9 protein-coding genes and 1 pseudogene are annotated in these 10,503 nt (G+C 72.9%); 7 read left to right on the top strand and 3 right to left on the bottom strand.

Going from position 1 to position 10,503, the window contains the following annotated elements; translation table 11 throughout:
• The first annotated feature begins 105 nt into the window (after positions 1-105).
• Positions 106-843 (top strand): TerD family protein, encoded by a 738-nt coding sequence (locus AC4IJH_RS33165; protein ID WP_490855639.1) that lies wholly within the window; start codon positions 106-108, stop codon positions 841-843.
• Positions 844-910: 67 nt separating this feature from the next.
• Here the strand turns inward: AC4IJH_RS33165 and AC4IJH_RS33160 are convergent, their stop codons facing one another.
• Positions 911-2,062, bottom strand: coding sequence for a TerD family protein (locus AC4IJH_RS33160; protein ID WP_490855638.1), 1,152 nt, complete (start codon positions 2,060-2,062; stop codon positions 911-913).
• A gap of 240 nt (positions 2,063-2,302) precedes the next feature.
• On the opposite strand from AC4IJH_RS33160, the gene AC4IJH_RS33155 reads away from it, so the two are divergent.
• The 3 genes and pseudogenes from AC4IJH_RS33155 to AC4IJH_RS33145 all read left to right on the top strand — a co-directional run bounded on the left by AC4IJH_RS33155 (position 2,303) and on the right by AC4IJH_RS33145 (position 6,909).
• Positions 2,303-3,475, top strand: a complete 1,173-nt coding sequence (locus tag AC4IJH_RS33155) for an HpcH/HpaI aldolase/citrate lyase family protein (RefSeq protein ID WP_490855637.1) — start codon at positions 2,303-2,305, stop codon at positions 3,473-3,475.
• Positions 3,476-3,532: 57 nt separating this feature from the next.
• Positions 3,533-6,031, top strand: a pseudogene (locus AC4IJH_RS33150) (phosphoribosyltransferase).
• Positions 6,032-6,156: 125 nt separating this feature from the next.
• A complete protein-coding gene (locus AC4IJH_RS33145; RefSeq protein ID WP_490855642.1) occupies positions 6,157-6,909 on the top strand; it encodes an HAD family hydrolase in 753 nt (250 codons plus the stop codon).
• Here the strand turns inward: AC4IJH_RS33145 and AC4IJH_RS33140 are convergent.
• Positions 6,872-7,501 (bottom strand): DedA family protein, encoded by a 630-nt coding sequence (locus tag AC4IJH_RS33140; RefSeq protein WP_490855636.1) that lies wholly within the window; start codon positions 7,499-7,501, stop codon positions 6,872-6,874. The two genes, AC4IJH_RS33145 and AC4IJH_RS33140, sit on opposite strands and share 38 nt — an antisense overlap.
• 109 nt (positions 7,502-7,610) lie before the next feature.
• Between AC4IJH_RS33140 and AC4IJH_RS33135 the strand changes: the two genes are divergently transcribed.
• Genes AC4IJH_RS33135 through AC4IJH_RS33125 form a run of 3 tightly spaced genes read left to right on the top strand, consistent with a single transcriptional unit; the run spans position 7,611 to position 10,063 of the window.
• Positions 7,611-8,744 carry a sensor histidine kinase gene (locus AC4IJH_RS33135; RefSeq protein WP_490855635.1) on the top strand — a complete coding sequence of 378 codons (1,134 nt, stop codon included), beginning with the start codon at positions 7,611-7,613 and terminating at the stop codon, positions 8,742-8,744.
• Positions 8,744-9,394, top strand: a complete 651-nt coding sequence (locus tag AC4IJH_RS33130; RefSeq protein WP_490855634.1) for a response regulator transcription factor — start codon at positions 8,744-8,746, stop codon at positions 9,392-9,394. Before AC4IJH_RS33135 ends, AC4IJH_RS33130 begins: the two co-directional genes overlap by 1 nt.
• Before the next feature lie 9 nt (positions 9,395-9,403).
• Positions 9,404-10,063, top strand: a complete 660-nt coding sequence (locus tag AC4IJH_RS33125; RefSeq protein WP_490855633.1) for an O-methyltransferase — start codon at positions 9,404-9,406, stop codon at positions 10,061-10,063.
• A 184-nt stretch (positions 10,064-10,247) separates the two neighbouring features.
• On the opposite strand, the gene AC4IJH_RS33120 is transcribed toward AC4IJH_RS33125, so the two are convergent.
• The gene (locus AC4IJH_RS33120; RefSeq protein WP_490855632.1) at positions 10,248-10,463 is read right to left on the bottom strand and encodes an FmdB family zinc ribbon protein; all 216 of its coding nucleotides are present in this window, start codon (positions 10,461-10,463) and stop codon (positions 10,248-10,250) included.
• Positions 10,464-10,503: the final 40 nt, after the last annotated feature.

Raw genomic sequence — 10,503 nt, 5'->3', positions numbered from 1 at the left:
CCCCCCCCCCCCCCCCCCCCCCCCCCCCCCCCCCCCCCCCCCCCCCCCCCCCGCTGCAGTTGGGGTCGGGATCATGGGTCGACGGGGATCGATGGGGAGGGCACTGTGTCGTTCTTGGGGAACTGGCGGCGTGGCGGGGAGCCGAGGTTCGACAACGGCGGGGCGTCATATGTAGTCGAGCTCACCAAGCGGAATCCGGTCGTCTCCCTCACCAAGCAGGGGGCCGCGACCGGGCACCTGAGGGTCAATCTGCACTGGCAGATGCGGACCTCGGACATAGGGACGAAGAGCGGTCAGCGCAAGGGCAGTCTGCTGCGTCACCCGGGCAAGCTGTTCAAGCCGGAGATGGTGCAGGCGCAGGGACCGGCGGTGGTCAAGATCGATCTGGATCTGGCCTGTCTGTACGAGCTCAAGGACGGCAGCAAGGGAGTGGTGCAGCCGCTGGGCAACTTCCTGGGCGACATCAACTCCTCGCCGTACGTGAAGCTCAGCGGCGACGACCGGTTCGGCTCGCCCTCCGGCGAGACGCTCTACATCAACATGGACCACAAGGACGAGATCAAGCGGCTGCTGATCTTCGTCTACATCTACGACGGGACCCCCGCCTTCGACCGTACGCAGGCGCTGGTGACGCTCTATCCCAGCAACGGCCCACGGGTGGAGATCGGGCTGGACGAGCGGGCCCCGCAGGCCCGGTCCTGCGCGATCTTCATGCTGGAGAACGTCAAGGGCGAGATTCTGGTGCGCCGCGAGGTGAAGTACGTCTACGGCTTCCAGGCGGAGCTGGACCGGCTGTACGGCTGGGGGCTCCAGTGGGGGCGGGGCTACAAGACCAAGGTATGAGGCGCGGCCCGCCTTCTGGGGCGGGACCGCGCCCGATGTGACGGTGGGCGGGCCGGGCCCGCAGGGATCAGCGGCGCTGGAACTGCGGGCCCTGCGGCGGCAGGACGAAGTTCGGGTCCGGCACGAACGGCTGCTGCGGATAGCCGTAGGCCGGCGCGCCCGCCGGGGGCTGCGGCGGTGGTGCCTGTAGCGGCTGGTGCTGCGGTGCCTGCTGCGGGTAGCCGTACGCGGGCTGGGGCGGCGCCTGCTGGGGCGGCGGGCCGGGGTAGCCGTACGCGGGCTGCGCCGGGGGCTGAGCCGGCGGCGGGGGGACGTTCGCGGGGTAGCCGTACCCTCCGGCCGGTGCGGGCTGCTGCGGGGCCGCGGCGGGCGGCGGGGGAGGGGTGAGCGAGGCGGCGGGCGCGGGGACGGCGGGCCGGGGTGCTGTCTCGGGGGCGGAGTGCGGCTCGGCGGGCACGGGCTGGGTGGCGCCCTCGTCCGGTACCGAGGCGGCGGGCGCCTGGGGCGCGGGCAGCGTCCAGTCCTGGTCGTCCGCCGTGTTCGCGGCGGCCGGTCCGGCGGTGGTGCCGGTGCCGGTATCGGGGGAAGCGGCGGGCCGGTCGGCGGTGGCGCCGGGGCCGCCGTGCGTGACGTCCGTGCCGGGTGCCGGGTGGTTCCCGGCGCTGCTCTCGCCGCCGTCCCCGTCGACCGAGACGCCGAACTCGGTGGCCAGTCCGACCAGTCCGTCGGCGTACCCCTGGCCCAGGGCGCGGAACTTCCAGGTCTGCGCGCGCCGGTAGAGCTCGCCGCAGATCAGGGCGGTCTCCTCGCCGGTCTCCGGCACTACGTCGAACAGGGCGATCGGCTTGCTCCCGGCCGCCGAGGCGTCGTACAGCAGCACGCGCAGATTTCGTACGAGGCCGAAGGCGCCGCCGTCCGCGGAGGCGGCGAGGACGACGCGGTCGACGGAGGCGTCCAGGGCGGACAGGTCGGCCTCGATGGTGTCGGTCAGGGCATCGGCGGTCCGTACCTTGGGCAGGTGCCGGACCAGCCCGCTGGGGTGCCGGGGCTGGTTGTAGAAGACGAAGTCCGCATCGGAGCGCACGCGCCCTTCGGCGCCCACGAGCAGGGCCGAGGCATCGACATCGGGGACGCCGGCGCCGGGGGTCCAGCGGAGTACGGCCCGTACCGCCGTGGCGTCGAGGGGTACGTTCGACCCTTTCAGCATCGCGTGCGTCATGCCGTCATCCTGCCTTCCCGGAGGTCGGGCGGACAACGCGGGGGCCCGCGCGGCGCGGCCCGAAGGCGGCCGGAACGGGCGCGCGCCGCGGCCCGGGGCGCTGTGGTGCGGTACGGGGGTTACGCGATATTCACCTCCAGGGGAACTTTCGATTGCTGCCCGCACGTACGATTACCGGCCGGATCCAGACAGTGGAAGTACGTGTGGGCGCCGGGAACCTGCCTGCACACGGGGAGTTGTATGCGTCATTTTGGGCACCTTGCGCCCGATATCCGGAACGAGTTGTTCCACAAGGAGCCGGCCGAGTTCACCGCCGACTCCCCGGCCGGCGCGCTCGCGGTCGCGCTCGGAGCCACGCTCTACAGCCCCGCCACCCGGCCCCGGCTCGCCGAGGACATCGTCAAACAGGCCGGACGCGGAGTGGTCTCCATGGTGCTGTGCCTGGAGGACTCCATCGGTGACGGCGATGTGGCGGCCGGTGAGGACAATCTCGTACGGCAGTTCGCGGAGCTGGCCGAGGCGGCCGCGAGCGGGCTGGCCCTGCCGCTGCTGTTCATACGGGTCCGCACGCCCGAGCAGATAGGCGACCTGGTCCGGCGCACCGGACCGGCCGGGCGGCTGCTGTCGGGATTCGTGCTGCCGAAGTTCACCGCCAAGCGCGGCGAGCCCTTCCTGGAGGCGCTGGCCAAGACCGAGGCGGACTGCGGACGGCGGCTGCTGGCGATGCCGGTGCTGGAATCGCCCGAACTGCTGCACCTGGAGAGCCGCGCCGAGACGCTGCGCGGCATCGCCCGCACCCTGGACGCCTATCGCGAGAGGGTGCTGGCCCTGCGGCTGGGGGTCACGGACTTCTGCTCCGCCTACGGGCTGCGCAGGGCACCGGACATGACCGCCTATGACGTACAGATCGTCGCGTCCGTGATCGCGGACGTGGTCAATGTGCTGGGCCGGGCGGACGGCACCGGCTTCATCGTCACCGGGCCGGTGTGGGAGTACTTCCGGCTGCACGAGCGGATGTTCAAGCCGCAGCTGCGCCAGAGCCCCTTCCTCGGCCGGGCCGAGGAACTGCGGGCGGCGCTGATCGAGCACGACATGGACGGGCTGCTGCGCGAGATCGAGCTGGACCGGGCCAACGGCCTGCAGGGCAAGACCTGCATCCACCCCTCGCATGTGGCGCCCGTGCACGCGCTGTCGGTCGTCAGCCACGAGGAGTACAGCGACGCCCAGGACATCCTGCGTCCCGACCGCACGGGCGGTGGGGTGCTGCGCTCGGCGTACACGAACAAGATGAACGAGATCAAACCGCACCGCGCCTGGGCCGAGCGGACCCTGCTGCGCGCCGAGGCCTTCGGGGTCGCGCGCGAGGGCGTGGGGTTCGTGGAACTGCTGGCCGCGAGCCTGCCCGGCACCTGACGGACGGCGCGCCGCCCACAGACGGGAGCGGCGGGCGGGCCGGGCGGGCCGAGGGGGATGAGCGGTATCGAGCGGGAAGAGAAAGGGAACAGCGCAGTGGTGTGGACGGGAGAGTGGGTCGCGCGGCGGCTCGGGGTCTCGCTGAGCGGCGGGGACGAACTGCCCGGACTGCTGGGGCTCGCGCTGCGGCGCAACCCCAGACGGGCCCATCTGCTCGTGTCGAACGTGCTCGGCAAGCATGTGCCGCAGCGCCCAAAGGCGGTCTACGGAGCGGGCCTGGGCCTGGGGCGCCGGGTACGGGAGCTGCTGGGCGACACCGAAGCGGCGCGCGCCGTCGTGGTGGGCTACGCCGAGACCGCGACGGGCCTGGGGCACAGCGTGGCCGACGGGCTGGCACTGGCGCCCTGTCTGCACTCCACACGACGGCCGGTGGCCGGAGTCGAGCAGGCGGGCGGCTTCGAGGAGGAGCACAGCCACGCCACCTCGCACCTGCTGCTGCCCGAGGACCGCGAACTGCTCGCGGGCGAGGGGCCGCTGGTGCTCGTGGACGACGAGTTCTCCACCGGGCGGACGGTCCTGAACACCATCCGGGCGCTGCACGCCCGCTACCCGCGCCGCCGATACGTCGTGGTCGCGCTGGTCGACATGCGCTCGGAGGCGGACCGCGAGCACCTGGAGAAGTTCGCGGCCGAACTGGGCGCGCGGGTCGACCTCGTGGCGCTGGCGGCCGGCGGCGTAACGCTGCCCGAGGACGTGCTGGAGCGGGGACAGGAGCTGGTCGCGGCGCAGGACGGCGCGGCGCAGGATGGCGCGGGTCCGGAGCCGGGGGAGGGGCCGGGCGCCCCGCTCGTACGCGTCGAGCTCGGCTGGCCCGAGGGGCTGCCGGACGGCGCGCGGCACGGATTCACCCCCGCGCACCGCGAACGGCTCGAGGCGGCGCTGCCCGGCATGGCGGCCCGCCTCGCCGGACCGCTGGCCGGCGCGAGGCGCGTACTCGTCCTGGGCAACGAGGAGTTGATGTACGCGCCGCTGCGCCTCGCCGCCGCCCTGGACGACACCCTGGACGCCGAGGTGTGCTTCTCGACCACCACCCGCTCGCCGGTACTCGCCGTCGACGACCCCGGCTATGCGATACGCACCCGGCTGGCCTTCCCCGCGCACGACCGGCCCGCCGACGGCCCCGGCGAGCGCTACGCCTACAACGTCGCGGCCGGAGGGGACCCGCGGCGCCGCTTCGACGCGGTCGTCGCCGTGGTCGACTCCTGCGGTGACACCCCCCAACTGCACGCCCCCGACGGCCTGTTGAGCGCCCTGTCGGCCCACACCGACCAGCTGCTGCTCGCGACCGTGCCCACCTACGCGCCCGCCCGCGCCGAACGACAGGCCTGATCCATGCCCCAGCCGCACCCGCTTCCCCGGCCGCTGCGCGGTCCCGACTTCTCCTCCTACGCCCCGGACGAGGTCGGCTGGCTGCTCCAGGACCTATCCGCCGTCACGCTCGAAGCGCCCACCGAGGAGCGCGAGGAGGCGATCCAGAGCGGCGGCGCACACTACGCGGAGTCGCTGCCCGTCGAATACCAGCCCAGCGAGGACTACCAGGCGCTGTACCGCGGCGCGCTGGAGTCCTGCGCGGTGCGGATCGCACGGGCCGTCGGAGCGGTCACCGAGATCGTGCTCGCCGAGCGGTCGCCGCGGCCCGTCCTGGTCTCCCTCGCCCGCGCGGGCACCCCCGTCGGCATCCTGATGCGCCGCTGGGCGCACCGCCGCCACGGCCTGGACCTGCCGCACTACGCCGTCTCGATCGTGCGTGGCAAGGGCGTCGACGCCACCGCGCTGCGCTGGCTGGCCGCGAACCACGACCCGGCGGACGTGGTCTTCGTCGACGGCTGGACGGGCAAGGGCGCCATCACCCGTGAACTGGCCCAGGCGCTGCGCGACTTCCCCGGGGCGGACTTCGACCCGCGCCTGGCCGTGCTGGCCGACCCGGGCCGCTGTGTGGAGACCTACGGCACCCGCGACGACTTCCTCATCCCCTCCGCCTGCCTCAACTCCACCGTCTCCGGGCTGATCTCGCGCACCGTGCTGCGCGACGACCTGGTGGGGCCGCACGACTTCCACGGCGCGAAGTTCTACCGCGAGCTGACCGGCGCGGATGTGTCGCGGGCCTTCCTGGACACGGTCGCCGCGCGCTTCGACGAGGTCGCCGAACAGGCCGTGGCCGACGCCAAGGAGCTCACGGCCACCGACCGGACACCCACCTGGGAGGGCTGGGCGGCAGTCGAGCGGATCAGCGCGGACCAGGGCATTCATGACGTCAACCTCGTCAAGCCGGGGGTCGGCGAGACCACGCGGGTCCTGCTGCGCCGGGTGCCCTGGAAGATCCTCGCCCAGCGGGGCGCGGGCGCCGATCTGGACCACGTACGCCTGCTGGCCGAACAGCGGGGCGTGCCCGTCGAGGAGGTCGACGGCCTGCCGTACACCTGTGTCGGACTGATCCATCCGCGCTTCACCCGAGGGGCGACCGGCGCTGACGGCAAGGCGGTGGCGGGACAGTGACGACGGTGAACGACGGCGCGGGGAACGCGTCGAGGGCCGAGGGCGTCGCCCGGACGGCGAAGGCTCTGATCGCCAGCGACCTGGACCGTACGCTGATCTACTCGGCCGCCGCGCTGGGCCTGGCCATGCCCGACGCCCAGGCGCCCCGCCTGCTGTGCGTGGAGATGTACGAGCACCAGCCGCTCTCCTACATGACCGAGACCGCCGCCGCACTGCTGGCCCGCCTCGCCGGGAACGGCGTGTTCATGCCGGCCACCACCCGCACCCGCGAGCAGTACCGGCGCATCCATCTCCCGGGCCCCGAGCCCGAGTTCGCCATCTGCGCCAACGGTGGCCATCTGCTCGTACGCGGGGAGTCGGACGCCGCCTGGCAGCGCACGGTCGCCGCCCGGCTGGCCGCGGAGTGCGCCCCTCTCGACGAGGTCCGTACGCACCTGCTGCGCACCGCCGACCCGGCCTGGCTGCTCAAGGAGCGGGTCGCGGAGGACCTGTTCGCCTACCTGGTCGTGGAGCGGTCGCTGCTGCCCGAGACCTGGGCCAAGGACCTGGCCGAATGGGCGCAGGGCCGCGGCTGGACCGTCTCCCTGCAAGGGCGCAAGATCTACGCCGTGCCCCGGCCGCTCACCAAGAGTGCCGCGGTCGCCGAGGTCGCGCGCCGCACCGGCGCCGAGGAGATCCTGGCGGCAGGGGACTCCCTGCTGGATGCCGATCTGCTGCTGGCCGCCGACCGCGGATGGCGGCCGGGACACGGGGAGTTGGCGGACTCCGGCTGGGACGCCCCGCATGTCACCGCGCTCGCCGAGCGCGGGGCGGCCGCGGGTGAGGAGATCCTGCGGGCCTTCACGGCCGCCGCCGCTGCCCCTGGCCGCGCCGGCTGAGGCGCAGCGCGAGGAAGGCGAGCACCGCCAGCCCCGCGACGGCCGCCACCACCTTGGAGTAGGTGTCCACATATCCCGTCACTTCCTCCCAGTTCTCGCCGAGCCCATAGCCGGCGAGGACGAAGACCGTGTTCCAGATGAGACTTCCGAGCGTGGTCAGGGCGAGGAAGACCGGCAGCGGTATGCGCTCGATGCCGGCCGGTATCGATATCAGGCTGCGGAAGACGGGGATCATGCGGCCGAAGAACACGGCCTTGGTGCCGTGCCGCTGGAACCAGCGCTCGGTCTTCTCGATGTCGGAGGGCTTGACCAGGGGCAGCTTGGCCGCGATCGCGATCGTGCGCTCGCGGCCGAGCAGCGCGCCGACGCCGTACAGCGCGAGTGCGCCGAGGACCGAGCCGAGCGTCGTCCAGACCAGCGCCGAGATCAGCTGCATGCTGCCCTGGCTCGCGGCGAAGCCGGCCAGTGGCAGGATCACCTCGCTCGGCAGCGGAGGGAAGAGGTTCTCGGCGGCGATGGCCAGGCCCGCGCCCGGCGCGCCGAGGGTGTCCATGAGGCCGGTGATCCAGCCCGGTGCGGTGCTCTCGTTCATGCTTCAACGGTAGGAAATCCGCGACTTCGCACGCATTGCGGAAGTCCGCAGGAAAGAGTGTGGTTTTCCGCAATGCGCGGCCGTCACGAACCCCGCTAGCTTCGTGATCATGCGCACGGTGATGCGGCGCGGACTGCGCCTGACGATGAGCCTGGGGATCGGTGCCTGCACGGCAGCGGTCGAGTTCCCCTTCGCGCTGCTGTGCTCGCTCGCCCTGTTCCCGGTCCTGGCCTGGCCGCGCGGGCGCCGGGCCGTGCTGCGCCCGCTGGCGACCGTCGCGGGGCGGCTGGCGGAGGTGGAGCGGGGGCGGCTGGTGCGGTTCGGCGAGGCCGAGGTCTCGCGCGCGTACGACCGCGAGCGCGCGATCCCCTATGTCATGCTGCGCTGGCCGTTGGGCGTGCTGGGCGCGCTGATGCTGGTCGTCCCGCTGCTGGCGACGGCGGTCTGGGCGGTGGCGGTCTGGCCGTTCACCGACCTGCGCCACCCCGGCGATGTCATCCTGACCGGCTTCGCCATCCTCTTCCTCGTCTTCCTCGCCGCCCAGGGCGTCTTCGCGGTCGCCGGCCTGGACGCGAGGCTGGCGCGCCACTACCTCGGCCCGCGGCACGAGGAGGAGCTGGAGCGCCGTATCCAGGAGCTGGCCGCCTCCCGGGCCGGTGTCGTCGCCGCCGTCAACGACGAGCGCCGCCGCATCGAGCGCGATCTGCACGACGGTGTGCAGCAGCGGCTGGTCGCGCTGGGCATGCTGCTCGGCCGTGCCCTGCGCAGCCAGGACGGGCAGCGTACGGACCAACTGCTGCGCCAGGCCCACGAGGAGAGCCGCCAGGCGCTGACCGAACTGCGCGAGGTGGCCTGGCGGGTGTATCCGACGGTGCTGGACGAGGCGGGTCTGCGGGCCGCGCTGGAGACCGTCGCCGAGCGCTCCGCCATCCCCGTGCGCCTGGAGTACGCCCTGGCCCGCGAGCCGCAGACCGCCGTGGCCACCGTCGCCTACTTCGTGGTCTCCGAAGCCGTCACCAACGCCGTCAAGCACTCCGGCGCCAGCTCGATAGACGTCTGTGTCGCCCCCGGCGAGGCCGGGGTGTTCCTGCGGATAACCGACGACGGAGTGGGCGGCGCGGACTCCCGCGGCAGCGGGCTGTTCGGGCTGGCCCGCCGGGTCGCCGCCCTCGACGGCTGGTTCACTGTGAACAGCCCGCTCGGCGGGCCCACCACCATCACCGCGGAGGTGCCGTGCGGGTAATGCTGGCCGATGATTCGACGCTGTTGCGGGAGGGCCTGGTGCGCCTCCTGGACGACGAGGGCCATGAGGTGGCCGCCGCGGTCGGCGACGCCGTCTGTCTGATCCAGGAGCTGGAGCGCGCGGATCGGGCCGGCCGGCGGCCCGACGCGGTGGTGGTGGACGTCCGGATGCCGCCCACGCACACCGACGAGGGCCTGCGCGCCGCGATGGAGATCCGCGAGCGCTGGCCCGGCACGGGCGTACTGGTCCTGTCCCAGTACGTCGAGCGGCGCTATGCGACCGAGCTGCTGACCGACGACAGCGAGGGGGTGGGCTATCTCCTCAAGGACCGGGTCGTGCAGGTGGACGAGTTCCTGGACGCGCTGGAGCGGGTCGGCTCGGGCCAGGCGGCCTTCGACCCCGAAGTCGTACGGCAGTTGCTGGCCCGCAGCCGCCGCAGCGACCCGCTGGGCACGCTCACCGCGCGCGAGCGGGACGTCCTCGCCGAAATGGCGCAGGGCCACACCAACGCGGCGATCGCGGCCCGGCTGCACATCTCGCAGAGCGCGGTGGAGAAGCACGCCAACGCGATCTTCGACAAGCTCGGGCTGACCGGTTCCTCCGGCTACTCTCGGCGGGTGCTGGCCGTCCTGCGCTTTCTGGGAACGTGAGGAGAATCGGTGACCGAGAGCAAGAGCACCCCGATCACACCCGAGCTGTACGACTACGTCCTGGCGCACAACCCGCCGCTGGACGCGGTGCAGCGAAGCCTTGTCGACCTCACCCACCAGCGGTTCCCCGAGTCCGCCGAGATGCAGTCGGCCCAGGAGCAGGGCCCGCTGCTCGCCTTCCTGGTGCGCCTGGTCGGCGCCCGGCACGTCGTCGAGGTCGGCACCTTCACCGGCTTCTCCGCGCTGTGCATGGCCCAGGCGCTGCCCGCGGACGGCACGCTGATCGCCTGTGACATCTCGCAGGAGTGGACGGCGTACGGCCGCGACGCGTGGGCCAAGGCCGGTGTCGCCGCCCGTATCGACCTGCGGATCGCGCCCGCGCTGGACACCCTGCGCGCCATGCCGGCCGAGCCGCACATCGACCTGGCCTACCTCGACGCCGACAAGGGCAACTACATCGCCTACTGGGAGGAGTTGGTGCCGCGGATGCGGGCCGGCGGGCTGATCGTGGCGGACAACGTCTTCTTCCACGGCCAGGTGGTCGCGCCGGTGCCGTCCGCCTCGGGCACGGCGATCCGCGCGTTCAACGACCATGTGCGGGCCGATGAGCGCGTCGAGGCGGTGATGCTGACCGTGGCGGACGGACTCACGATCGCCCGCAAGCGGTGACGTCGGCGACGGCTCACGAGCGGTGGCGTCGGCGACGGCTCGCCTGCGGCGACTCCTGCGATGGCCCGCGAGCTCTGACTTCGGCGGGGCGGTCCGCGAGGCCTGACTTCGGTGGGACGGCCTGCGAGCCCGGGCCTCGGCGGGACGGCCCGCACGCGGTGACCGGGCGCGGGGCCGGGCGGGCTCAGCCGCAGCAGCCGCCACCGCAGCAGCCGCCACCCTGGCCGCCACCGCTCGGCGCGGGCGCCGAAGCGGTGCCGCCCACCGCGACCGTGGACAGCAGCTTGACGGAGTCCACATGCCCCTGCGGGCACATGGCGGGCGCGTCGGACTGCGCCATCGGGCGGCGCATCTCAAACGTCGTGTCGCAGGAGCGGCAGCGGTACTCGTATCGAGGCATGGTCACAGATTAGCCGCAGCCGGGCCGCCGGGCGCAGGCG

It is taken from the genome of Streptomyces sp. UF-297 (assembly GCF_058245575.1).
This window is presented reverse-complemented; position numbering and strand designations above follow the sequence as displayed.

Coding starts and splice junctions, on each gene's coding strand:
- AC4IJH_RS33145 (WP_490855642.1), top strand. CDS start 6,157: ATGCCCGACGCCCAGGCGCCCCGCCTGCTGTGCGTGGAGATGTACGAG.
- AC4IJH_RS33130 (WP_490855634.1), top strand. CDS start 8,744: ATGCTGGCCGATGATTCGACGCTGTTGCGGGAGGGCCTGGTGCGCCTC.
- AC4IJH_RS33160 (WP_490855638.1), bottom strand. CDS start 2,062: ATGACGCACGCGATGCTGAAAGGGTCGAACGTACCCCTCGACGCCACG.
- AC4IJH_RS33120 (WP_490855632.1), bottom strand. CDS start 10,463: ATGCCTCGATACGAGTACCGCTGCCGCTCCTGCGACACGACGTTTGAG.
- AC4IJH_RS33135 (WP_490855635.1), top strand. CDS start 7,611: ATGCGCACGGTGATGCGGCGCGGACTGCGCCTGACGATGAGCCTGGGG.
- AC4IJH_RS33155 (WP_490855637.1), top strand. CDS start 2,303: ATGCGTCATTTTGGGCACCTTGCGCCCGATATCCGGAACGAGTTGTTC.
- AC4IJH_RS33140 (WP_490855636.1), bottom strand. CDS start 7,501: ATGAACGAGAGCACCGCACCGGGCTGGATCACCGGCCTCATGGACACC.